Annotated in this window: 20 protein-coding genes and 1 pseudogene; 8 read left to right on the top strand and 13 right to left on the bottom strand. The window is 63.1% G+C overall.

Annotation, left to right across the window (positions count from 1 at the left end):
* Nucleotides 1–163 precede the first annotated feature (163 nt).
* The 6 genes from X751_RS135845 to X751_RS135870 all read right to left on the bottom strand — a co-directional run bounded on the left by X751_RS135845 (nucleotide 164) and on the right by X751_RS135870 (nucleotide 8,259).
* Nucleotides 164–1,003, bottom strand: coding sequence for an alkaline phosphatase family protein (locus X751_RS135845; protein ID WP_023746353.1), 840 nt, complete (start codon nucleotides 1,001–1,003; stop codon nucleotides 164–166).
* 64 nt (nucleotides 1,004–1,067) lie between these two features.
* On the bottom strand, nucleotides 1,068–2,723 hold the full coding sequence (locus tag X751_RS135850; RefSeq protein WP_023683485.1) for an ABC transporter ATP-binding protein: 1,656 nt from the start codon (nucleotides 2,721–2,723) through the stop codon (nucleotides 1,068–1,070).
* Entirely contained in the window at nucleotides 2,723–3,547 is an 825-nt protein-coding gene (locus tag X751_RS135855; RefSeq protein WP_023746352.1) for an ABC transporter permease, read from the bottom strand. The genes X751_RS135850 and X751_RS135855 overlap by 1 nt, the downstream gene beginning before the upstream one ends.
* Nucleotides 3,548–3,556: 9 nt before the next feature.
* Entirely contained in the window at nucleotides 3,557–4,516 is a 960-nt protein-coding gene (locus X751_RS135860) for an ABC transporter permease (protein ID WP_023671388.1), read from the bottom strand.
* Nucleotides 4,517–4,532: 16 nt separating this feature from the next.
* The gene (locus X751_RS135865; protein ID WP_023671387.1) at nucleotides 4,533–6,119 is read right to left on the bottom strand and encodes an ABC transporter substrate-binding protein; all 1,587 of its coding nucleotides are present in this window, start codon (nucleotides 6,117–6,119) and stop codon (nucleotides 4,533–4,535) included.
* A gap of 154 nt (nucleotides 6,120–6,273) precedes the next feature.
* Entirely contained in the window at nucleotides 6,274–8,259 is a 1,986-nt protein-coding gene (locus tag X751_RS135870; RefSeq protein WP_023746351.1) for a CocE/NonD family hydrolase, read from the bottom strand.
* Between the two features lie 190 nt (nucleotides 8,260–8,449).
* Here X751_RS135870 and X751_RS135875 point away from each other — a divergent pair, with 190 nt between their 5' ends.
* Entirely contained in the window at nucleotides 8,450–8,704 is a 255-nt protein-coding gene (locus tag X751_RS135875) for a BrnT family toxin (RefSeq protein ID WP_023671385.1), read from the top strand.
* Complete coding sequence (locus tag X751_RS135880) at nucleotides 8,691–9,002, top strand: BrnA antitoxin family protein (protein ID WP_023671384.1); 312 nt, start codon at nucleotides 8,691–8,693, stop codon at nucleotides 9,000–9,002. The genes X751_RS135875 and X751_RS135880 overlap by 14 nt, the downstream gene beginning before the upstream one ends.
* Before the next feature lie 10 nt (nucleotides 9,003–9,012).
* On the opposite strand, the gene X751_RS135885 is transcribed toward X751_RS135880, so the two are convergent.
* The 4 genes from X751_RS135885 to puuE are packed head-to-tail and all read right to left on the bottom strand — an operon-like array spanning nucleotide 9,013 to nucleotide 12,415.
* Nucleotides 9,013–9,606 (bottom strand): nucleoside deaminase, encoded by a 594-nt coding sequence (locus X751_RS135885; protein ID WP_023746348.1) that lies wholly within the window; start codon nucleotides 9,604–9,606, stop codon nucleotides 9,013–9,015.
* A gap of 3 nt (nucleotides 9,607–9,609) precedes the next feature.
* Nucleotides 9,610–10,110 (bottom strand): ureidoglycolate lyase, encoded by a 501-nt coding sequence (locus tag X751_RS135890; RefSeq protein WP_023746347.1) that lies wholly within the window; start codon nucleotides 10,108–10,110, stop codon nucleotides 9,610–9,612.
* Nucleotides 10,107–10,970, bottom strand: coding sequence for a bifunctional allantoicase/(S)-ureidoglycine aminohydrolase (locus X751_RS135895; RefSeq protein ID WP_023714578.1), 864 nt, complete (start codon nucleotides 10,968–10,970; stop codon nucleotides 10,107–10,109). The genes X751_RS135890 and X751_RS135895 overlap by 4 nt, the downstream gene beginning before the upstream one ends.
* 26 nt (nucleotides 10,971–10,996) lie before the next feature.
* Nucleotides 10,997–12,415: an allantoinase PuuE gene (gene puuE, locus X751_RS135900; RefSeq protein WP_031247409.1), complete on the bottom strand. Its 1,419-nt coding sequence runs from the start codon at nucleotides 12,413–12,415 to the stop codon at nucleotides 10,997–10,999.
* 184 nt (nucleotides 12,416–12,599) lie between these two features.
* Here puuE and uraH point away from each other — a divergent pair, with 184 nt between their 5' ends.
* The 4 genes and pseudogenes from uraH to xdhC all read left to right on the top strand — a co-directional run bounded on the left by uraH (nucleotide 12,600) and on the right by xdhC (nucleotide 17,914).
* Complete coding sequence (uraH, locus tag X751_RS135905; protein ID WP_023694734.1) at nucleotides 12,600–12,974, top strand: hydroxyisourate hydrolase; 375 nt, start codon at nucleotides 12,600–12,602, stop codon at nucleotides 12,972–12,974.
* Nucleotides 12,975–12,977: 3 nt separating this feature from the next.
* Nucleotides 12,978–14,459 carry a xanthine dehydrogenase small subunit gene (gene xdhA, locus X751_RS135910; protein WP_023746345.1) on the top strand — a complete coding sequence of 494 codons (1,482 nt, stop codon included), beginning with the start codon at nucleotides 12,978–12,980 and terminating at the stop codon, nucleotides 14,457–14,459.
* The gene (gene xdhB / locus X751_RS135915) at nucleotides 14,459–16,825 is read left to right on the top strand and encodes a xanthine dehydrogenase molybdopterin binding subunit (protein WP_023671377.1); all 2,367 of its coding nucleotides are present in this window, start codon (nucleotides 14,459–14,461) and stop codon (nucleotides 16,823–16,825) included. The genes xdhA and xdhB overlap by 1 nt, the downstream gene beginning before the upstream one ends.
* A gap of 74 nt (nucleotides 16,826–16,899) precedes the next feature.
* Nucleotides 16,900–17,914: pseudogene (gene xdhC, locus X751_RS135920) on the top strand (xanthine dehydrogenase accessory protein XdhC).
* A gap of 12 nt (nucleotides 17,915–17,926) precedes the next feature.
* Here xdhC and X751_RS135925 read toward each other — a convergent pair.
* From X751_RS135925 to X751_RS135935, 3 genes are all read right to left on the bottom strand, one after another.
* A complete protein-coding gene (locus X751_RS135925; RefSeq protein ID WP_023746342.1) occupies nucleotides 17,927–19,177 on the bottom strand; it encodes an LLM class flavin-dependent oxidoreductase in 1,251 nt (416 codons plus the stop codon).
* Nucleotides 19,174–20,115, bottom strand: a complete 942-nt coding sequence (locus tag X751_RS135930) for an LLM class flavin-dependent oxidoreductase (protein ID WP_031247407.1) — start codon at nucleotides 20,113–20,115, stop codon at nucleotides 19,174–19,176. The genes X751_RS135925 and X751_RS135930 overlap by 4 nt, the downstream gene beginning before the upstream one ends.
* 107 nt (nucleotides 20,116–20,222) lie before the next feature.
* Nucleotides 20,223–21,143 carry a LysR family transcriptional regulator gene (locus X751_RS135935; RefSeq protein WP_023671373.1) on the bottom strand — a complete coding sequence of 307 codons (921 nt, stop codon included), beginning with the start codon at nucleotides 21,141–21,143 and terminating at the stop codon, nucleotides 20,223–20,225.
* A 135-nt stretch (nucleotides 21,144–21,278) separates the two neighbouring features.
* Here X751_RS135935 and X751_RS135940 point away from each other — a divergent pair, with 135 nt between their 5' ends.
* Nucleotides 21,279–22,496, top strand: coding sequence for a urate hydroxylase PuuD (locus tag X751_RS135940; RefSeq protein ID WP_023746340.1), 1,218 nt, complete (start codon nucleotides 21,279–21,281; stop codon nucleotides 22,494–22,496).
* Nucleotides 22,497–22,498: 2 nt separating this feature from the next.
* On the top strand, nucleotides 22,499–23,815 hold the full coding sequence (gene guaD, locus X751_RS135945) for a guanine deaminase (RefSeq protein ID WP_023746339.1): 1,317 nt from the start codon (nucleotides 22,499–22,501) through the stop codon (nucleotides 23,813–23,815).
* Nucleotides 23,816–24,300: the final 485 nt, after the last annotated feature.

The following is a 24,300-nucleotide window of genomic DNA, read 5'->3' as shown; positions in this document are numbered from 1 at the left end:
GTCTCTCGCCAAACCATCGCCGGTCCTCCGGCGGACAAGAAAACTGTCACCCATGCTATCGGTCCATTCTGTTACCTATCTATCCGGTTCGGACACCCTTACCCTCTCCCCGTATAGTGACGGGGAGAGGGGGTAGCGAACGGCGGCTCAGCGACGACCTCCGTCACCCCAAAAACGGCTTAGCCTTCATGGTCTCCGGCACCGGCACACCCAGCCGCTTCAGCACCGTCGGCGCCAGTTGCAGCTGATCAAGCAGCGTGTCCGGATCCGGCCCTTTGCCGGCTCCGAAATAATACAGCGCGAAATCCTGCATTTCATCGTCACGGCCGCCATGGTGGCCGCGGTCTGTCTGGCCGTGGTCGGCGGTTACGATCACCTCGTAACCGGCTTGCCGCCAGCCCGGCAGGAAGGCTGCCAGCATGCCGTCCATCGCATAGCAGGCATGGTCCATTTCGTGGCAGTCATGGCCGAAGCGATGGCCCATCGAATCCAGCGTGCAGGTGTGCAGGATCCCGTAGTCGATGGCGTGGCGCCGGGTCAGCTGGGTCAGTGTCGCAAACAGGTCGACATCGCTCGGCGTCATCTGGTTACGGGCATTATAGCCGGTCATGGTGTGGAAGCGACCATGCGTGATGGGTCCGTTGGGCTCGTCGAACTCCATGTCCTCGATCAGGTCGAACGGATAGGAGCGGAAGAATTCGGACCAGTAGGAGTGCGTCACCGCGCCGGTCTTGCCGCCGGCCTTGCTGACTTCGGAGAAAATATCCGGCTTGTTGACGAGAAACCGGTTTTCGTTGGACAGGATGCCGTGCTCCTGAGGCGAAACCCCGGTGTGAATCGAAGCATAGCAGCAGGCCGAAGTAGACGGCAGCACCGAGCGCATCTTCCACACCTGCGCCTCGCCCGATTGCACCCAGCCTTCGAGATTGCCCATCAGCCGGCGCCAGTTCCGGTAGGGCACGCCATCGAGAATGATGAGCAGCAGTTTGGTCTTGAGCGCCATGGGCGGCTCCGGAAAGCTTTTGCCGTTGAAAGAAGTTTTCGCGACAAAGGCCGCGAATTCCCTACTAATTCCCCGCGCTCGCCATGCGCCGTCCCTTGATCGCCTTTTCCAGCCAGCCGATCTCCATCTCGGGAACGGACGACAGCAGCAGGTCGGTATAGGCGTCGAAGGGCGGCGTCAGCACCTTGCTCTTGGCGCCGTAGCGCACCACCTCGCCGCGGTACATCACCGCGATCGAATCGGCGATCGACTTCACCGTCGCCAGATCGTGGGTGATGAAGAGGTAGGCGACCTTCTCGTGCTGCTGCAGGTTGAGCAGCAGCTTGAGAATGCCGTTGGCCACCAGCGGGTCGAGCGCCGATGTCACCTCGTCGCAGATGATCAGCTTGGGCTTGGCGGCGAGCGAGCGGGCGATACAGACGCGCTGTTTCTGGCCTCCGGAGAGTTCGGCCGGATAACGATCGAGAAAGCCCTTGCCCATCTCGATCTCGTCGAGCAGTTCGGCGACGCGCTTGTCGCGCTCGCGGCCGCGTATGCCGAAGTAGAATTCCAGCGGCCGGCCGATGATGGTGCCGACGGTCTGGCGCGGGTTCATCGCCACGTCGGCCATCTGATAGATCATCTGCAACTGGCGCAGATCCTCCTTCGGCCGGTCGGCAAGCCGGTTGGCGAGCGGCCTGCCATCGAAGGTGACGGTGCCTTCCCCGGGCGGCAACAGCCCGGTGATAGCGCGCGCCAGCGTCGACTTGCCAGAGCCGGATTCACCGACGACCGCCAGCGTCTGTCCCGGATAGATGTCGACCGAGACGTTCTTCAGCACCTTGACGTGGCTGCCGCCGTAAGCGGCGGTGACGTTCTTGACCGACAGGAACGGCGCGGCGCCGGGCTTCTGCTCGGCATGCTCGATCTCATGCACCGAGACCAGCGCATTGGTGTATTCCTGGCGCGGCTCCTTGATGATCTGGCGAGTGCCGCCCCATTCGACCAGCCTGCCATGGCGCAGCACCATGATCTCGTCCGAGACCTGGGCGACGACGGCAAGATCGTGGGTAATGTAGAGCGCAGCGACATGGGTGTCGCGGATGGCGTCCTTGATCGCCGCCAGCACGTCGATCTGCGTCGTCACGTCGAGCGCCGTGGTCGGCTCGTCGAAGACGATCAGGTCAGGTTCCGAACACAGCGCCATAGCCGTCATCACGCGCTGCAACTGGCCGCCTGAGACCTGGTGCGGGAAGCGTTCGCCGATGATTTCGGGGTTCGGCAGGCTGAGCTTCTTGAACAACGCCACGGCACGTTTCTCGGCCTCGGCGCGTGTCGCCGTGCCGTGCAGCAGCGTTGCTTCCACCACCTGGTCCATCAGCTTGTGCGCCGGGTTGAAGGCGGCGGCCGCCGACTGCGCGACATAGCAGACCTCGCGGCCGCGCAATTTGCGGAAACCTTCCTTGCCGCCCTTGAGAATATCGCGGCCGTTGAGCAGCACCTCTCCGCCGGTGATGCGCACGCCGCCACGGCCATAGCCCATCGACGACAGGCCGATGGTCGACTTGCCGGCGCCGGACTCGCCGATCAGGCCGAGCACCTTGCCCTTTTCCAGCGTCAGCGAGACATCGTGGACCAAAACGATGTTCTTCGGCGCCTCGCCGGGCGGAAACACTGTCGCTTCGATGCGCAGATTGCGGATATCGAGCAGCAGGCCGGGCTTTGCTTTTGTGTCAGCCATCACCCGCGTCCTCCCTTCAGGCTTGTCGTGCGGTTGAGCACCCAGTCGGCGACCAGATTGACCGAAATCGCCAGTGCCGCGATCGCCGCGGCGGGAATGAGTGCCGCCCCGATACCGAAGACGATGCCGTCCTTGTTCTCCTTGACCATGCCGCCCCAATCGGCATCCGGCGGTTGCACGCCAAGCCCGAGAAAGGACAGCGTCGACAAGAACAGCACCGCGTAGATGAAGCGCAGGCCAAGTTCCGAGACCAGCGGCGAAAGCGCGTTGGGCAGGATCTCGCGGAAGATGATCCAGCCGCTGCCTTCGCCCCGCAGCTTGGCGGCCTCGACATAATCCATGACGTTGATGTCGACGGCCACCGCGCGCGACAGCCGGTAGACGCGGGTCGAGTCGAGGACGCCCATCACCAGGATCAGCGTCACCAGGTTGGTCGGCAGCACCGAAAGCACGACGAGCGCCATGATCAAGGTCGGGATCGACATCAGCAGATCGACAAGGCGCGACAGCAGCGTGTCGAACCAGCCGCCGAACACCGCCGCCGAAAAGCCGAGGATGGCGCCGAGCGAGAATGACAGCGCGGTGGCCAGCACCGCAATGAACAGCGTGATGCGAGCGCCGTAGATCATGCGCGACAGAAGATCGCGACCGAGATTGTCGGTGCCCAGCAAATGTGCCGCCGTCATCGGTTCCCAGACATCGCCGACGATTTCGGCATTGCCGTACGGTGCGATCAACGGTGCGAAAACTGCCGCCAGCACGAACACAGCCGTCAGCACGATGCCGATCAGCGCGGGGATGGGGATGCGTTTGATGTCGAGCATGCCCGCCGCCTATTTCGGATGTCTGAGGCGCGGATTGGCGACAATCGCCCCGATGTCCGCAATGATGTTGAGGCTGATATAGACGGCGGCGAAGACCAGGCCGACCGCCTGCACCACCGGCACGTCGCGCTTGGTGACGTGGTCGACCAGATATTGTCCCATGCCGGGATAGACGAAGATCACCTCGACCACGACGACGCCGACGATGAGGTAGGCGAGGTTGAGCATGACCACGTTGATGATCGGCGCTATGGCATTGGGGAAAGCATGCTTGCGGATGACGTTGAAGGCCGACAGGCCTTTCAGTTCCGCCGTCTCGACATAGGCCGACTGCATGACGTTGAGGATGGCCGCGCGGGTCATGCGCATCATATGCGCCAGCACAACCAGCGTCAGCGCGGTGGCCGGCAGCGCGATCGCCTGCATGCGCTCACCGAACGGCATGCCGTCATAGACCGTGGAAATGGCCGGGAACCATTGATACTTCACGGCAAAGAAATAGACGAGCACATAGCCGATGAAGAATTCCGGGAAAGATGTCGAGGCGAGCGCCAGGCCGGAGATCAGCTTGTCGACCCAGCCATTGCGGTAACGCACGGCGATCAGGCCGAGGATGATGGCCAGCGGCACGGCCACGATCGCAGCCCAGAAGGCGAGGAACAGCGTGTTCCACAGCCGCCCCTTGATCGACGTGGCAATATCCTGGCCGCTCGACATCGCCGTGCCAAGATCGCCGGTGAGCACACCGCCTAGCCAATGGAAATACCTGATGTAAGCCGGCTGATTCAGGCCGAGCTGCTCGCGCAGATTGGCGAGCGATTCCGGCGTCGCCGACTGTCCGAGAATGGCTTGCGCGACGTCGCCGGGCAGGATCTGGGTGCCGGCGAAGATCAGGACCGAAACGGCCAGCAAGAGGACGATGCCCAGCGCAACGCGCTGGGCCACAAGTTTCACGACGGGTGAGGACATATCCGCAAAGCCGGGCTCAGGCTTCGAGCCAGCACTTCGCCAGCGCGTAGCCGTTCATCAGCTCCTGATGCGGATCGTCTACCCAGCCGCCGACCTTGGCGCCTGTCGCATCGATGAACTGATTGAACATCGGCAGGATCAGGCCGCCCTCGTCGCGCACCAGCACGGCCATGTCGTGGTACATCTGCTTGCGCTTGGTCTCGTCGAGTTCGGCGCGTGCGGCCAGCACCAGCTTGTCGAAGTCCGGACGCTTGAAACGGGTGTCGTTCCAGTCGGCGGTCGACAGATAGGCGGTCGAGTACATCTGGTCCTGGGTCGAGCGGCCGCCCCAATAGGAGGCGCAGAAGGGCTGCTTGTTCCAGACCTCGTTCCAGTAGCCGTCGCCGGGCTCGCGCTTGAGCTCGATCTTGATGCCGGCCTTGGCCGCGCTCTGCTGGAAGAGCTGCGAGGCGTCGACCGCGCCCGGGAAGGCGACGTCGGAGGTGCGCAGCAGCACGGTGCCGTCATGGCCCGACTTCTTGTAGTGGAACTTGGCCTTGTCGGGATCATATTTGCGCTGCTCGATCTCGGAAAACAGCGGATAGGACGAATTGATCGGGAAGTCGTTGCCGAGCGAGCCGTAGCCGCGCAGCACCTTGTTCAGCATCTCTTCGCGGTCGATCGCGAGCTTCAGCGCCATGCGCAGGTCGCTGTTGTCGAAGGGCGCGGTGTTGCAATGCATGATGAAGACGTAGTGGCCGGGGCCGGCATGGTTGCGGATGGTGACGCCCGGTACGCGCTTGATGAGGTCGACGATCTTCGGCTCGACGCGGTTGATCATGTTGACCTGACCGCCCTGCAGGGCCGCCGTGCGCGCGGTCGCGTCGTTGATAACGATGATCTCGATCTGGTCGGCATGGCCCATCTTGTCGGCCTGCCAGTAATTGGCGAAGCGCTCGCCGCCATGGCGCACGCCGGGCTCGTTGGTGGTGACCTTGTAGGGTCCTGCCGAGATGCCGGCATCCGCCTTGTCCTTGCCGCCGTTGGGCTGGACGATGAGGTGGTAGTCGCTGAGGAGATAGGGAAGGTCGGCGTTGGCCTCCTTCAGCGTCAGGACGACTTCCTTGCCACTGGCTTTGATGCTGTCGATGCCCTTCATGTAGCCCAGCGCGCCGGACTTCGACTTTTCATCAGAATGGCGCTCGAGCGTTGCCGCCACATCCTCAGCGGTCACCGTCTTGCCGTTGTGGAATTCGACGCCGTCGCGGATTTTCAGCGTCCACACCTTGGCGTCGTCCGACGAGCCGATCTCTTCGGCGATGCGGTTCTCGAGTTTGCCTTCCGGAGACAGCTCGACGATCAGTTCGCCCCACATCTTGCCAAAGGCGAACGGCACTTGCGTCATGAACAAAGCCGGGTCCAGGCTGTTCGTGGATTCGCCGCCGACGAGGCCGGCCTTCAGCGTGCCGCCCTTGACCGGGCCTTCCGCGCGAGCCGCACTGGAAAGCAGCATATTGGCGAAGGGCGCTGTGACGCCGAGTGCTGCGGCGCGGCCGAGGAAATCACGACGGCTCAGCTTGCCGGACGCAACGCGCCGGCTCAGATATTCGAGTTCGTTGGACATTTGAGTTCCTCACTCTGTTGGTTCGACCTTATGGTCGTTTTTTGCTTGTTGTTACCAAAGGGATATTGACCGGAAGGCAAAGCCGTAAGCAAGACGGAATGCGACATGCCGTGGCGTAAATCGTGCGTCGCAACTGGACCAGTCGGGTCGACGCTCAGAGCAGGTCGCGCGGGATCGTCTCTTCGAAATCGCGTTCGAAAACCAGCGTTTCGCCCTCATAGGCTTCGATTCTGGCGCTGACGATGAAGTTTTGCGCATCGCAGCGCATTTCAGCCGACGTCTCGGTGCGCACCGACCATCCGTTTCGCGACAAGGTCTGCGTCCAGTGCGTGCGACCCGAGGCAGACAGCGGGTCGTCGGGGTGGATCGTCCAGCTCTCGCGGGCAATGCTGCCATTGGCCAGTCCATGCGCGAGATCGCGCACTTCTCCGAAATCATCCGTGATCGACAGCGTGACGATGCCGGTCTTCTCATCGCGATCGACGTGACGCTCGGAATTCGCTGCACGAACTGTCGCGGTTGCCCAGGGTGTTGCGCCTTCGGGAGACTGGAACGAGGTCTCGTCGGCTTTTGCGAGCGGGCGCAGCGGCAGCCTCAGCGTCGCCGCTGAAAGGTCTAGCCGCACCGGCTCCGGCGACGGCCAGATCATCGGCCAGTAAGCGTTGGAAACAGCGATGCGCAGGCGGTGTCCGGCCGGCACGCGGTAGGCGCACTGGTCGAGAATAACGCGCGCCGCAACCGTTTCGCCCGGCACCAGCGCTTGCGGCTGTTCGTGCGAAGCACGATGCGTCAGGTTGAGCACGCCGTAGGAGATCAGTTCCGAGGCGCCGTCGGGGTGCACGTCGCACAGCCGCACCGCGATGTTCGCCTGCGGGCGATCGGACGACACCCGGATGAGAAGCTCCGGCGCGCCGACGATGTCGAGTGCCTCGGCAAGCACAGGCTGATCGAAGCAGACGGACAGCGCATCGTCCGGGCGCTGGTCGCCGGGCAGTTCCGGGCCAAAGGTGAAGGGAAAATATTCGCCGCCGGCGAGCCCGCAGCTTTGCGGGGTCGCCACGATCGCCGGCCTGACGCCGTCAGCAATGAGTTCGATCGCCCCGACCTTGATGTTGGGAGACGGCCATTCCTGTTCGGCCACCCAACGGCCCAGCCGCTCCGGGTGCCAGCGCGCGGGGCGCACACTGTCCATGACATAGGCGCGATAGTCCGGGTCGGCCTCGACACCGGTGTCGACGCCTTTCAGCCAGCGGTCCCACCAGCGCAACGCCTCCTGCAGGAAGCCGATGGCGGGTGTTGGCCCGGCATAATGCGGGTATTTGTGGATCCACGGCCCGACAATGCCCTTCACCGGCGCCTGGATGTTGGCGACGAGGTGCGAGATCGTGTTGCGGTAGCCGTCATGCCAGCCGCCGATCGACAGCACGGCGGCTTTGACCGCGGAGAAATCCTCGCAGATCGAACCGCGTTTCCAATAGGCGTCGCGATGCTGATGGCTGAGCCAGAGCGGCAGAAGGAAAGACTGGTTCTCCAGCCGCGTCAGCCAGAGGTCGCGCCAGCGGTTGTCGCCCGCAATCAGCGGATCCGGCGGTCGCGACGAATAGGACAACATGGTCGAGGCCCAGCCGAAATTTTCCGTCAAAAGGCAGCCGCCCTTGTAGTGGATGTCGTCGGCGTAGCGGTCGACGGTCGAGCACAGGCTGATCACCGCCTTCAGCGCCGGCGGCTGCTTGGCCGCCACCTGCAGGCAGTTGAAGCCGCCCCAGGAAATGCCCATCATGCCGACACTGCCGTTGCACCAGGGCTGTGCTGCCGCCCAGGCAATCACATCGCAGGCGTCCTGCAATTCCTGTTCGGAATATTCGTCGTCCATCAGCCCTTCGGAATCGCCATTGCCGCGCATGTCGACGCGGATCGAGGCGTAGCCGTGGCCGGCGAAATAGGGATGCGTCAGCTGATCGCGAAAGATGGTGCCGTCGCGCTTGCGGTAGGGCAGGTGCTCGAGGATCGCCGGCACCGGATCGCTGCTGGCGTCCTCCGGCATCCAAACCCGCGCCGACAGCCGGCAACCATCCGGCATGACGATGCCCATATCGGGGAATTCGACGACCTTGCGGGGAAATTCGGTGATGGTTTTCATGCGATGCTCCAGGATGTCAGTGACGCATGAAGCGGGCATGTCATGAAGTCAAACGGGCGACGGCCGGTGTCGCCGCGACGACGCCACGACGCCACGATATGTAGCCCGATTGTTTTGCCCTGATGTTGCAGGATTATAATTAATGTATTACATTTATTAACTGAACCCAACGTGATGAGGATGGTTTCGCCTGAGAATCGTTTGGGATGAGCCAAAGCGCGTGACGAACCTGGACAGCCGGGGTCTCGATTTTGCCGAACTCGATATTGAGTTTTTTGCGACTTCAACCGTCCTTCCAGCCAAGGCCGACCGGTTCAAGGCGATTGGCGAATTCGGAGAGATCATCCTGGCCGTGATTTTCAAGCCGCTTGGTTCGGAGGCGATTTCGGTGATCTCGATGCGCCGTGCCAGCCGAAAGGAAAGGTCAGTATATGAACAATCCTAAATCGCGTGTTCGACCGCTTACCGATGCGGAGGAAGTGGAAATTCAAAGACAAATTGTTGATGATCCCGACGATGCGGAGACGACAGACGAACAGTTGGCGCAAGCCAGGCCTTTCGCGGAAGTGTTTCCAGAACTTTTCGAGAGCATAAGGCGTGCTCGTGGCCGGCCAGCCGTGGAGAAGCCTAAGCAAGTCGTGTCCATCCGTCTGGATCAGGATGTCATCAGTAAATTCAAGGCGACCGGCAAGGGCTGGCAGGCCAGGATCAACGAGGTGCTGAAAAACGCGAAGGTAGGCTAGGCAATCCGCGTCAGTTCAGCGGAATGTCGTTTTCGGACTTGCGCGCCTGATAAGCGCCGGACAGTTCGTCGTAGCGGGTGGAAATATTGCCGATCCTTGCCTCAAGCCGGCCGCGCTCGGCCTCGGGCAGCGTCCGCACCAGCCTGCGAATGGAAAAACTCTTCCAATAAGCGTTCTCGGCATTGTAACCGCCGGGATCAAGAGTGAAGACCTCTTTCAGGATTTTCAGATCGTGCGGGATCGCAAAGCTGTCGCGTGAATCCTCGTGGCTGAAGAGGTAGTAGAAATTGTCGAAGCCGGTCCAGGTGATCGCCGACAGGCAGAGCGAGCAGGGCTCATGCGTGGCGATGAAGATGGCGTCCTTGGTGTCGACGCGCTCGGCTTTCGGCATTTCATAGAAACGCTTCAGGCAGTGCACCTCGCCATGCCAGAGCGGATTTTCCATCTCGTTGTTGGTTTCGGCCAGCACCAGCGAGCGGTCGCCCTTCCGCAGGATGGCGGCGCCGAACAGCTTGTTCCCATGGGCCACGCCCTCTGCCGTTTTCGGCACGATGTCGTGCTCGATGACATCGAGCAGGCGGTCGATCAGCGATATGTCGGTCATTTCTCAGGTCTCGTTGGGGAGATGGATTTCGTAGGGGTGCGAGAAATGGAACTCTTCGAGGTTGGAGCCGTCACCGCCGCGGTCGACGATGACGAAATCCTGCGCTTCGCCGAGCGGCGTCAGCACGCCGTGCCAGAGATTGCGCGGATAGTTGACGCCTTGCCCGGGTGCGGTGATGAAGGCGTGCGGCTCGCGCGGACCGCCCTTGCCGTCATGGCAGACGACGACCAGGAAAGGCCGCGGCGACAGCGGGATGAACGCCTGGCTGCCCAAGGGATGGCGCTCGACCATGGTCAGCTTCAGCGGCAGGTCGTAAGGCGTGCCGCGCGCCATCGAGATCAGCACGCGGGCATTCGGTCCCGCGGCTTCAGCGGTGGCGAGATTGTGGTAGCGCTCGGTCTTGCCGCCATTGATCGGGTAGTGATTGCCGCCGCCCATGTCGATGACATCGCCGAAGCCGGCAAAGCTTTCGCGGGTCAGCGGCCGCGCTGTGATGCGGGTCACCGCGCGCGACCGCCAATGCCCGCCCCGCCGAGCTTGGCGTGCCGGTTGACGTCCTTGTAAAGGAGATAGCGGAATTTGCCTGGGCCGCCCGCGTAGCAGGCCTGCGGGCAGAAGGCGCGCAGCCACATGAAGTCGCCGGCCTCGACCTCGACCCAGTCCTGGTTGAGGCGGTAGACCGCCTTGCCTTCCAAGACATAGAGCCCGTGCTCCATGACATGCGTCTCGGCAAATGGGATGACGGCGCCAGGCTCGAGCGTAACGATGGTGACATGCATGTCGTGGCGCATGTCGGCTGGATCGACGAAACGGGTCGTCGCCCAGCGACCCTCGGTGCCGGGCATCGGCGTCGGCGCCATTTGCTGGTCACTGCTGAACAAGACTTCCGGCGCGTCGATGCCGTCGACGGCCTCATAGGCCTTCCTGATCCAGTGGAAGCGTACGGCGTCGCGACCTTCGTTGCGCACCGTCCAGCCGCTGTCCGGCGGCAGGAAGGCAAAACCGCCGGCTTGCAGCACGTGCTTCTTGCCGGCCAGCGAAACGGTCAACTCGCCCTCAACCACGAACAGCACGCCCTCGGCGCCGGCGTCCGGCTCGGGCCGGTCGCTGCCGCCGCCGGGCAGGACCTCGACGATGTACTGCGAAAATGTCTCGGCGAAACCCGAAAGCGGCCTGGCGATGATCCAGGCCCTGGTCTCGTCCCAGAACGGCAGTGGGCTGGTGACGATGTCCTGCATCACTCCCTTCGGTATGACGGCATAGGCCTCGGTGAAGACGGCGCGGCCGGTCAAAAGCTCAGTTTGGCCGGGATGGCCGCCATGCGGTGCATAATAGGTTTTCTGGTCAGTCTTGATCATATCCATTGGGTCCTGACCCCTCAGTCATTTCATTAGAGCGGGAGCATGTCTTTCAGGCGGAGCAGCGCGATGCGCTCGACCTGTTTGCAGGCGGTATCGAGTTCTACGCCACGGCTGTTGCCGATGCGCGCCTCGAACTCGGCGAGGATCTCCTCCTTGGTCTTGCCCCGCACCGCGATGATGAAGGGAAAGCCGAAGGTGGTGACGTAAGCGGCGTTGAGCTTGGAAAACAGCTCGCGCTCCTTGTCGGTCAGCGCGTCGAGGCCGGCGGAGGCCTGCTCGCGTGTGGATTCCGCAGTGAGGCGTCTCGCTTCGGCCAGTTTGCCAGCGAGATCGGGATGGGCGTTGAGGACACCGATCCGCTCGGTTTCGCTGGCGGCGCGGAAGACGCGGCAGAGCGCATTGTGCAGGCCGCCGGCGCTGTCATGCGCCGGCCCAAGCTCCAGCTCATAGGCACGTTCGGCGATCCAGGGCGAATGTTCGAACACGCCGCCGAAAGTGTCGACGAAGGTCTCGAACGCCATCTTCGACGGCTTGAGCGCCGCCGGCTGGTAAAGGTGGTTCTCCTGCCAGTGCCTGGCGATATCGATGCGCCGTGCCAGCCAGACCTTGTCGTGCGATCTGACATAGTCGACGAAGCGCTTCAGCGCCGCCACCCGCCCGGGACGTCCGACGAGGCGGCAATGCAGGCCGATATTCATCATCCGCGGCCGGCCCGCTTTGCCCTCGGCATAGAGCGTGTCGAAACTGTCCTTCAAATAGGCGAAGAACTGGTCGCCGGAATTGAATCCCTGCGGCGTGGCGAAACGCATGTCGTTGGCATCGAGCGTGTAGGGGATGACGAGTTGCGCGCCGCCGCCGTGCTCGAACCAGTAGGGCAGTTCGTCGTCATAAGTGTCCGACACATAGTCGAAGCCGCCCTCTTCGGCCACCAACCGCACCGTATTGACCGAGGTGCGGCCGGTGTACCAGCCGGTCGGCCGTTGGCCTGTCACCTCGTAGTGCAGCTTGATCGCCGCTTCGAGGTCGCGGCGCTCGTCCTCGGCGCTGTGGTCGCGGTAGTCGATCCATTTCAGCCCGTGCGAGGCCATTTCCCAGCCGGCCTCCTGCATCGCCGCCACCTGGTCGGGCGACCGGGCTAATGCTGAGGCGACCCCGTAGCAGGTCACCGGCACTTGCGCCTCGCTGAACAGGCGCAGCAGCCGCCAGAAGCCTGCCCGCGCGCCATATTCGTAGATCGATTCCATGTTCCAGTGGCGCTGGCCGACCCAGGGCGCGGCGCCGACGATTTCCGACAGAAAGGCTTCCGAGGCCTTGTCGCCGTGCAGCACGCAGTTCTCGCCGCCTTCCTCGTAGTTGACGACGAATTGGACGGCCACATGCGCACCGCCCGGCCATTTCGGATCCGGCGGATTGGCTCCGTAGCCGCGCATGTCTCTAGAGTAACGCATTGCCCCTCCCCGCCGGACGCTGCCGGAAGTTATGATCAGGATAGTCGAAAGGGTTGCTCGCGCATTCCCCCGAAATTTTTGAAAGTGTTTTTGTGCCACTCCGCTCGACCGGGACTTATGCATCGCCTTTAATTGGCGCACAATTCACTGCTTTGTTCGGCTGTATCGGAAATGGGAGGCGCCAGTGGCAGAAACGTCGAAAGCCGATGGCGGACGTCTAACGACGCATGTGCTCGACACCGCGACCGGCAAGCCGGCGGCGGGCCTGTCGATCGCGCTTTATCATCTTGAGAGCGACGCGCGGATACATTTGAAGACCGTCGTCACAAATGCCGACGGCCGCTGCGATGCGCCGCTGCTGGCAGGAGCGGAATTCCGCCTTGGAGAATACGAACTGGTGTTCGCCGCCGGTGACTATCTACGCGGCCAGGGCACCAAACTGCCGGAACCGGCCTTCCTCGACAGTGTGCCGATCCGCTTCGGCATGGCGGAATCCGTGCATTATCACGTGCCGTTGCTTATCTCTCCTTATGGCTACTCGACCTACAGGGGGAGCTGACGCATGGCCAAGATCACCATACGCAACGAGATCCGCTTCATCCTCAATGGCAGGGATGTCGCGCTGTCGTCGGTGGCGCCCGACGCGACCTTGCTCGACTGGCTGCGGCTCGACCGCTCGCTGCGCGGCACCAAGGAAGGCTGCGCCGAGGGCGATTGCGGCGCCTGCACGGTCCTGGTCGGAAAATTGTCCGCCGGCAAGCTGGTTTATGAAAGCGTCAACGCCTGCATCCGTTTCCTCGGTTCGCTCGACGGCACCCATGTCGTCACCGTCGAGCATCTGCGCGGCGCGCCTGGCCAATTGCATCCGGTGCAGCAGGCGATGGTCGATTTCCACGCTTCGCAATGCGGCTTCTGCACGCCGGGCTTCGTCATGTCGCTCTACGGCTTGTGGATGAAGTCGCCGGACCCGTCGAATGCGGCGATCGAGAAGGCCTTGCAAGGCAATCTTTGCCGCTGCACCGGCTATGAGGCAATCATGCGCGCCGCGCGTGCCATCTCCAGCTACGGCAAGGCGGCGAAGGATCCGCTGGCGGCCGAGCGCAAGGCGATCACCGCCAGGCTCGAGGCTATGCATGACGGTGCCCGCGTCGAAATCGGCGCCGGCAAGCTGAGGTTGATCGTCCCGGCCAACGCCGATGATTTCGCCGCTGTACTGGATAAGGAACCCGACGCCACTGTTGTCGCCGGCTCGACCGACGTCGGCCTGTGGGTCACCAAGCACATGCGCGACATCTCACCGGTAGTCTTCATCGGCAATCTCGAGGGGCTGTGCGCGATCTCCGAAGACAATGACGTCATCACCATCGGCGCCGGCGTTACCTACACCGACGCCTTCGCGACACTGGCCAAGCGCATCCCCGCGCTCGGGCCATTGTTCGACCGCATCGGCGGCGAACAGGTACGAAACATGGGCACCATCGGCGGCAACATCGCCAATGGCTCGCCGATCGGCGACACGCCGCCGCCCCTGATCGCGCTTGGTGCGCAACTGACGCTGCGCCGCGGCAAGAAGCGGCGCACCATCGCGCTCGAGGATTTCTTCATCGCCTATGGCAAGCAGGACCGGCAGCCAGGCGAATTCGTCGAGGCCGTGCACGTTCCCGTGCCGGCCAAGGGCACGAAGTTTGCCGTCTACAAGATCACCAAGCGCCGCGACGAGGACATCACCGCAGCCCTTGGCGCCTTTTTCCTCGACTTGGCCAAGGACGGAACCGTGGCCGATATATGCATCGCCTATGGCGGCATGGCGGCCACCCCGAAGCGGGCTTTCGGTGTCGAAAAAGCGCTGCTCGGCAAGCCGTGGACGGAGACAACGGTGGAAGCGGCCATGGCTGAATATGCCGGCGATTTCACCCCGCTGACCGATATGCGGGCATCGGCCGAGTACCGGGCGCTGGCGGCCAGGAACCTGCTGCTGCGCTTTTTTGCCGAAACCAGCGGCAGCAAGGCGCCGTTCCAGGTGTCACGCAACGAGGCGGCCTGATGAACAAGCACGCCTCTCCAGATCTCAAGGCGCAGAAGATTTCCGGTGGCGTCGCCGCCGACCAGCGCCACGATTCCGCGCACAAGCATGTCAGCGGCAGCGCGGTCTATATCGACGATATGCCGGAACCGGCGGGCATGCTGCATGGCTGCCTCGGCCTGTCCACGGCGACGCATGCGACGATCAGCAAAATGGATCTGTCGGCGGTGCGCGCGGCGCCGGGCGTCGTCGATGTGCTGACGGCCAAGGACGTTCCGGGCGAAAATGACATTTCGCCGACCGGTCGACACGACGAGCCGGTGCTGGCCGACGACAAGGTGCAGTTTTATGGTCAGCCGATCTTCTGCGTTATTGCCAAGACGCGCGAACAGGCGCGCCGCGCCACCCGGCTGGCCAAGGTCGAATACAGTCCATTGCCTTTCGTCACCGACATTGGCGATCTCGACCCCCGCAAGGACAAGCTGGTCACGCCGCCGCTCACGCTGAAGCGTGGCGATGCCGCTGCCGCGATCAAGGCGGCGCCCCGCCGGCTGAAGGGCAAGATGCGCATCGGCGGCCAAGAGCATTTCTATCTCGAAGGCCATATCGCAGTGGCCATTCCTGGCGAGGACCAGGACGTCACCATCTATTCCTCGACCCAGCATCCGAGCGAAGTCCAGCATATGGTCAGCCATGCGCTGGGCGTGCCGAGCAACGCCATCACAGTGGAAATCCGCCGCATGGGTGGCGGCTTCGGCGGGAAGGAGACGCAAGGCAACCAGTTTGCGGCATTGGCTGCGATCGCCGCCAAGAAACACCATCGCGCGGTCAAGATCCGGCCCGACCGTGACGACGACATGATTGCCACCGGCAAGCGCCATGACTTCCTCGTCGACTACGAAGTAGGTTTCGACGACGCCGGCAACATTCTTGGCGTCGACTTCATGTTCGCGGCGCGTTGCGGCTTTTCCTCGGACCTGTCCGGCCCGGTCACCGACCGCGCGCTGTTCCATTGCGACAACACCTATTTCTGGCCGGCGGTGCATGCGCAATCGGCGCCGCTTTACACCAACACCGTGTCGAACACGGCGTTTCGCGGCTTCGGCGGCCCGCAGGGCATGGTCGGCGCCGAACGCGTCATCGACGAGGTTGCCTTTGCCGTCGGCAAGGACCCGCTCGAAATCCGCAAGCAGAATTTTTATGGCACCAGTGGTGATAAAGACGGGGGCCGCAACGTCACCCCTTATCACCAGACGGTCGAGGACAACATCATCCACCGCATCGTCGCCGAGCTGGAGGCGAGCGCCGACTATGCGGGGCGCCGCCGCATCATCCAGGCCTTCAACGCCAACAGCCGCTTCATCAAGCGCGGCCTGGCGCTGACGCCGGTCAAATTCGGCATCTCTTTCACAGCCACCCACTACAACCAGGCCGGCGCGCTGGTGCATGTCTACACCGACGGTTCGGTGCATCTGAATCACGGCGGCACCGAGATGGGGCAAGGCCTCTACGTCAAGGTGGCGCAGGTGGTGGCGGAAGAGTTCCAGATCGACCTCGACCAGGTCAAGATCACCGCGACGACCACCGGCAAGGTGCCCAACACTTCGGCCACCGCGGCGTCGTCCGGCACCGACCTCAACGGCATGGCGGCGCAGAACGGCGCCCGCCAGATCAAGGAACGGCTGACCGACTTCGCCGCCGAAAAATACCAGGTGCCGCGCGAGCAGGTGCTTTTCCTGCCCAACCGGGTGCGCATCGGCAACCAGGAGATCGCCTTCACCGACCTTGTCAAGCAGGCCTATATGGCCCGCATCCAACTGTCGGCGGCGGGTTTTTACAAGACGCCGAAAATCCACTGGAACCGTGACAAGGGCGAGGGCCGTCCGTTCTATTATTTCGCCTATGGCGCCTCGTGCTCGGAAGTCTCGGTCGACACGCTGACCGGCGAATATGTCGTCGAGCGCACCGACATATTGCATGAAACCGGCCGCTCGCTGAACCGCGCCATCGATCTCGGCCAGATCGAGGGCGGCTTCATCCAGGGCATGGGCTGGCTGACGACGGAGGAGCTGTGGTGGGACGACAAGGGCCGGCTGCGCACGCATGCGCCGTCGACCTATAAGATCCCGCTCGCGTCCGACCGGCCGAAGATATTCAACGTCACGCTGGCCGACTGGCCGGAGGCCAACGAGCCGACGGTGCACCGTTCCAAGGCGGTCGGCGAACCGCCCTTCCCGCTCGGCATGTCTGTGCTGCATGCGCTGTCGGACGCGGTGGCAAGTGTGGCCGATCATAAGGTCTGTCCGCGTCTCGACGCTCCTGCAACACCAGAACGGGTGCTGATGGCGATCGAACGGCTGAAGGGTGAAGCCAAGAATAGCGCCTGACTCTGACCTGGATTCTGGCAAAACGTGCAATTCAGACTGAAAAACCCTATATTTCCCGTACGGGAATGCGAAATATGAAGTCGAAAGTGCAAAGCCTCAGAGCTTTTCTCGCCAGCGCCGGCCGGCTTGCTCTGGTCGAAGTGGCCGGCACCAAAGGCTCGACTCCGCGCGAGAAGGGCGCCTTCATGCTCGTATCGCAGGCGGCGATTTTTGGCACGATCGGCGGCGGTCAGCTCGAGTACATGGCGATCGACAAGGCGAGGCAGATGGTGGGGTCTTCACCCTCCCCCTTGTGGGGAGGGTCGGCNGGGGGGGGGGGGGGGGGGTGCGGACGATCGTGCCAAGCCACCCCGTTTCGCGGACGCCGCCACGCGGCGTCCGCTCACCGACCCTCCCCACAAGGGGGAGGGTAAAGAAGCCCGCATCGCGGTCGATGAAGTCCGCGCCACGCTTGACGTGCCGCTAGGTCCCGAGATCGGCCAGTGCTGCGGCGGGCGCGTCGAAGTCTTGATCCGTATCGTCGATGCCGCGCTTGCTGCCGAGCTGATCGCGGCCGCAGAAGCCGAGGAAGCCCACCTGCCGCATGTCTATATCTTCGGCGGCGGCCATGTCGGCCAGGCGCTGGCCTCGACCGTTGCACTTCTTCCCGTGCGTGGTGTCGTCATCGAGACGCGGGCCGAAGCGCTGGAAGGCATGTCGGAAACCGTCGAGACGCTGCTGACGCCGATGCCCGAGGCCGAGGTGCGAAACGCCCCCGACGGCACCGCCTTCGCCATCCTCACCCACGACCATGCGCTGGATTTCCTCATCGTCGCCGAGGCGCTGAAGCGCGACGACGCGGCCTATGTCGGCATGATCGGCTCGAAAACCAAGAGAGCGACGTTCAGGAACTGGTTCCTGAAATCGGCGGATGGCACGGAGGCTGAGTTGGCCCGCCTCGTCTCCCCGATCGGCGGCGACGCCGTCAGGGACAAGCGCCCGCCGGTGATCGCGGCGCTCGCGGCAGCCGAGATCATGACGGCACTGGTCGTTCACAACACCGCGCCGAATGCCGACCATCAAGTCCAGCATAAGATGATGGCCGGCTAAGCTTCGGCGCGGCTAAGCAGGCCGCTTCAGGCCGAGATGATCTCGCAAGGTGCTGCCTTCGTATTCCCGACGGAACAGTCCGCGCCGCTGCAGTTCCGGCACCACCAGCGTGGCAAAGGCATCGAGCTCGCCGGGGAAGTATGACGGCATGACGTTGAAGCCGTCCGCGCCGCCGCCCTCGAACCGCGCCTGCAATTCGTCAGCGATCTGCGCCGGCGTGCCGACGATACGCCAATGGCCACGTGCGCCGGCGAAATGGCGCGCAAGCTGGCGGATCGACAGGCCGTCGCGGCGCGATTGTTCGATGACCAGCGCCTGGCGGCTTTTCATTCCCTCGGTCTCCGGCAGCTCGGGCATCGGTCCGTCGATCGGATAGCTCCCGAGATCGGAGATGCTGAGATAGCTGGACAGTAGCGCCACGCCGACATCGTCGGGGATCAGCGCCTGGAATTCCTCCTGTTTCTCCCGCGCTTCGGCCTCGGTGTCTGCCACCACCGGGGAGACGCCGGGCATGATCTTGATGTCGTCGGGTTCCCGCCCATAGGCAGCCATACGGCCCTTGAGGTTGTCGTAAAAGCCCTTGGCTTCCTCGAGGGTCTGCGCCGCCGTGAACACGACGTCGGCGGTGCGGGCGGCAAGGTCGCGGCCGACATCCGAGGCGCCGGCCTGCACCATCACCGGCGCGCCCTGCGGCGAGCGCGGCAGGTCGAGCGGGTCGCGCACCGAAAAGCTCTGGCCGTTGTGACCGTGAAAGCCACTGCCTTGCCAAAGTCCTGATACCACCTCGGCGAATTCGCGCGCCCGCTCGTAGCGGTCGGCATGCGGTTTCAGGCCCGTCGCGCCGAAATTGGCGGCTTCGATGGGGCTGGCCGACGTCACCAGGTTCCAGCCAGTCCGGCCACCACTCAGATGATCGAGCGACAGAAAGGTGCGCGCCAGGCCGTAGGGCTCGTTGTAGCTGGTCGACGCCGTCGAAACGAGGCCGATGCGGCTGGTCTGCACGGCGAGCGCGGACAGCAGGCTGATCGGCTCGAAGCCGATCGAGCGTGAGGTCTGGCTGGCGATGCCGACATTGGCTTCGCGCAGACCGGCGGCGTCCTCGCAGAACACCATGTCGAACTTCGCCGCTTCCGCCGTGCGCGCCAGCTGGATGTAATGATCGATGTCGATGCCTGCCGTGACATGCGCCTTGGGGTGACGCCAGGCGGCGATGTGGTGGCCCGTCGCCCACAGGAAGGCGCCAACCTTCATCTGGCGGGTCATTGCGCTCCTCCGGCAAGTCTGAGATGCGAACGCAAGGTGGTGCCGGGATAATCCGGTCGGACGAGGCTGCGGCGCTGCAATTCCGGCAGCACGCGGCCGATGAAACCGTCAATCGCGGCAGGCGGTATTGCGATGTTGAACCCGTCGCAGCTTTGCGAGCTGAACAATGTTTCGAGCGCGTTGGCAGCGACATCTGCGCCAACGTTCAGCAGCAGCTTGACCGCACCCGGATCGCGTCCGCAGGCCACAACGCGGCGCTTGAGATCGTCATGGCGCGCCTTGGCGTCCTCTGTGGGTCTGTCCAGCAGGACGACATCGGCGGTGCGGGCGGCGATATCCAGGTCGGCCTCGGACAGGCCGGACAGCACCAGCACCGGCGTATCCTGCGGCGAGCGCGCGACGTTCAGCGGCCCGCGCACGGAGAAAAATTCGCCCTTGTGGTCGAGCAGGTGCATTTTTTCGGGATCGTGGAAGCGGCCGCCGGCCTTGTCGAACAGCAGCGCGTCGGCATCCCAGCCCTGCCACAGGCGCTGAACGATGCCGATGTATTCCTGCGTGCGGCGGCGGAACACATCGTCGGAAAATCCATCCGGCCGGCTGAAATTGGCGGCTTCCCCTGGCGCCTGCGCCATGGTCGCGTGCCAGCCGGCGCGGCCATGGCTGATGATGTCGAGCGAAGCAAAACGGCGCGCCAGATTGTACGGCTGGTGAGCGACCGTCGAGGCTGCAGCGACAAGGCCGATCCGACTTGTCACCGTCGCCAGCGCCGCCAGCAAGGTCGTCGCTTCGAAAAAACTCGACCCGGCGCTGTTCGGCGCGGAATCATCGAGGACAATCATGTCCAGCCCCGCCGCTTCCGCTTGCTTGGCAAAGCCGGCCAGGTCGCTAAACCCGAGCGGCTGCCCGGAAGTAATGTTGAGCGAAACGGCAAGATGCATTGTGGCTTGCTGGTCAGTCGGCATGGGACCATCGATCATAGGGCGGCGTATGCGAACCTAAGGTCACCTGCTTGTAAGACAACCCTGGCGACTGGGCCAACAGCCCCTCACTTGCCGGCCAGCAAATCCTTGATCAGCCGCTGGCAACGCTCGGCCATGAAGTCGAGCAACAGCCGCACCTTTGGATCCTGCAGCTTCTTGTGCGGATAGACGGCGGCGAACTGCACCGGCGTTGGCGGCGTGCTGGCCAGGATGACCTGCAGCCGCCGGTCGCGGATGAAGGGTTCGACCTCGAAGCGCGGCTTGTTGATGATGCCGCGGCCCGACAGCGCCCAGCCGGTCAGCACATCGCCATCGTCGGTGTCGTAGGGGCCGTGCACCTCGAATTTCTGCGGGCCGGACGGCGTCTGCAGCGTCCAGACATATTCGCGCGCCCCGGAATAGCGCAGCATCAGGCAGTCGTGCTTCTTGCCGATCAGCTCCTGTGGCTCCACCGGCTCGCCGCGCGCTTCGAGATATTTCGGTGCCGCCACCAGCACGCGTTCACATTCCATGATGCCGCGCATCCGCAGGCTGGAATCCTCGATGATGCCGAGCTTGAAGGCGACGTCGATGCCTTCCTTCATGATGTCGATATTGTGGTCGGAGAGCCTCAGCCGCACCTCGATATCGGGGTATTTGTCGTGGAAATCCGGAATGCCCGACGCCACCAGCCGCCGCCCGAGGCCGAGCGGTGCGGTCACCTTGATGGTGCCGCGCGGTTGGCCGGAAAGCGCCGAAACCGCGGCTTCCGCCTCGGTGATAGCCTCCAGCACCTGCTTGGCGCCGGAGTAGAACACCGTGCCATGCTCCGTCGGCATCAATTGCCGTGTCGTGCGGTTGAACAGCCGCACGCCGAGGTGTTTTTCCAGCTCCTTGATGCGGTTGGAGGCGACCGCCGGCGAAATGCGCATGTCGCGGCCTGCCGCCGAGAGATTACCAAGCTCGACGACGCGGACGAAGACGGCGATGTTGTCGAGATAGGCCATTCGTGGCTCTTTATGTGGCGGCGTACGTGGTCAGCCTAGTATTTTCCATTTTTTTTTGAAAGTCATCGTACACCTCGCCTCTTTTCGTTTGCGCCCCACACCGTAAAGTCAGCCGATCGGCAGGGACGATTTCACATGATGGATTTCGCGATTTTCTGGGACTGGCTGAGTTTCGCCGTGCGCTGGCTGCACGTCGTCACCGGCATCGCCTGGATCGGCTCGTCCTTCTATTTCGTCGCGCTCGACCTTGGGCTGCGCCAGCGCCCCGGCATGCCGGCCGGCGCATTCGGCGAGGAATGGCAGGTGCATGGCGGCGGCTTCTACCACGTCCACAAATATCTGGTGGCGCCGGCCGAAATGCCGGAACACCTGACCTGGTTCAAGTGGGAATCCTACGCCACATGGTTGTCCGGCTTCGCCATGCTGTGCGTGGTCTACTATGCCGGCGCCGATTTGTTCCTGATCGACCCCAATGTTCTGTCCATGTCGGTTCCCGTGGGCATCCTGCTGTCGATGGCGACGATCGGCGTCGGCTGGGTTGTCTACGATCTGCTCTGCCGGTCGCCGCTCGGCAAAAGTGACACCGGACTGATGCTGGTGCTCTATGGCGTGCTGGTGTTCATCGCCTGGGGGCTGACGCATCTGTTCACCGGCCGCGCCGCTTTCCTGCATCTGGGCGCCATCACCGCCACGATCATGTCGGCCAACGTCTTCATGGTGATTATTCCAAACCAGAAGATCGTCGTCGCCGACCTGATTGCCGGCCGCAAGCCCGACCCGAAATACGGCAAGATCGCCAAGCAGCGCTCGCTGCACAACAATTACCTGACGCTGCCCGTGCTGTTCCTGATGCTGTCGAACCACTATCCGCTGGCGTTTGCGACGGAGTTCAACTGGGTCATCGCCTCGCTGGTGTTCATCATCGGCGTCTTGATCCGGCACTATTTCAACACCGTGCACAAGCGTGCCGGCAATCCGCACTGGACCTGGATGGCAGCTGCCGTTCTGTTCATGATCATCATGTGGCTGTCGACAGCGCCGAAAATACTGACCGGCGAGCCCAAGGCATCCGCCGCGGCCGAAGTCTATATCGCCTCGTCGCATTTCCCGGCGGTGCGCGACACCGTGCTTGGCCGCTGCTCGATGTGCCATACGGCCGAGCCGGTCTATGAAGGCATCTACCATGCGCCGAAGGGCGTGATGCTCGACACCGACGCCGGCATTGCCGAGCATGCGCGTGAAATCTATTTGCAGGCCGGGCGCAGCCACGCCATGCCGCCCGCCAACGTCACCCAGATCAGCGACAAGGAACGGGCGCTGCTGGTCGCCTGGTTCGAAGGCGCAGGGAAATAGGGATGACCTCCACACTTCTGCGCGGCCGCACCCTAAGTTTTTTGCGCTGGCCCGAAGCCATCGACGACCATGCCGCCTGGCGCTATGAGGAGGATGGCGGCCTGCTGATCCGCGACGGCCGGATCGTTGCCGTAGGCAGCTACACGGAAGTCGAAAAGCAAGCGGGCGACGGTGCGAAAAAGATCGATCATCGGCCGCATCTGCTGTTGCCCGGCTTCATCGATGCGCATGCGCATTTCCCGCAGATGCAGGTCATTGCCTCCTACGGCGCCGAACTGCTCGACTGGCTGAACACCTACACCTTTCCCGAAGAGACCAAATTCGCCAACGCCCAGCATGGCCGCCGCACCGCCCGGCTGTTCCTGGACGAGATGGTGCGCCACGGCACGACGACGGTCGCCGCCTACTGCTCGGTGCACAAGGCGTCTGCCGAAGCGTTCTTTGCCGAATCGCATGCGCGCGGCATGCTCAACATTGCCGGCAAGGTGATGATGGACCGCAATGCGCCGGCAGGCGTGCTCGACACCCCGCAATCCGGCTATGACGATACGAAGGCGCTGATTGCGGAATGGCACGGCAGGGGCCGCCAGCTTTATGCGATCACGCCGCGCTTCGCCATCACCTCCTCGCCCGAGCAGCTGGAGATGGCCGGCACGCTCTGCCGCGAAAACCCCGACCTGCACATGCAGACGCATCTGTCGGAAAACCACGCCGAAATCGCCTTCACGCAAAAACTCTATCCGCAGGCGCGCGACTACACCGATGTCTACGAGCAGTATGGCCTGCTGGGGCCAAAGAGCCTGTTCGGCCACTGCATCCATCTCTCGGAACGCGAGGCCGATGCGCTGTCGGACTCAGGCTCGGTGGCGGTGTTCTGCCCGACCTCGAACCTGTTCCTCGGCTCTGGCCTGTTCGATTACCAGCGCTTTCGGGGCCGCGACAAGCCGCTGCGCATCGCCGCGGCCAGCGATGTCGGCGGCGGCACCAACTATTCGATGCTGCGCACCATGGACGAGGGCTACAAGGTGATCGCGCTGACTGGCGAAAAGCTGAACCCGTTCCAGTCCTTCTGGCAATTAACACGTGGCAATGCCGAGGCGCTGTCTATGGCGGACAAGGTCGGCACGCTGGATGAAGGCACCGATGCCGACATCACCGTGCTCGACGCCCGCGCCACGCCGGCGATGCGGCTGAGGATGGAGACTGCGGAGACGCTGGCGGAGGAGTTGTTCCTGCTGCAGACATTGGGCGACGACCGCGCGGTGCGCGAGGTCTATGTTGCGGGGCGGCCAGCCAAGAGTGATATGATCGCGGGTTAGGACTCATCATCCGCGCGGGACAAGATGATGATTGCGCCTGGTTGCCAAGAGGTTCCCCCACTCCGTCGCCGCTTCGCGGCGCCAACTCTCCCCCCTCCGGAGGGAGAGGAAGGGAGCCTGTCCGAACCGGATAGATAGGTAACAGAATGGACCGATAGCATGGGTGACAGTTTTCTTGTCCGCCGGAGGACCGGCGATGGTTTGGCGAGAGACNTCCGAACCGGATAGATAGGTAACAGAATGGACCGATAGCATGGGTGACAGTTTTCTTGTCCGCCGGAGGACCGGCGATGGTTTGGCGAGAGACGGTAGTGTGCTGAGAGTTCTGCAAATTCGCTGAGAGGGGGCGGTCATGGCAGGCTGGTGATTGTTCACGTCACCTGATTCCCGCGAAGGAACGCCACCATGACCAAGACTGAAGTTAAGACCGCCAGCGCTGCCGTCAAAGACATTTTGCTTTCGAACCCGGATGGATTGCACGAAGT

It is taken from the genome of Mesorhizobium sp. LNJC394B00, from assembly GCF_000502555.1.
GTDB lineage: Bacteria > Pseudomonadota > Alphaproteobacteria > Rhizobiales > Rhizobiaceae > Mesorhizobium.
This window is presented reverse-complemented; position numbering and strand designations above follow the sequence as displayed.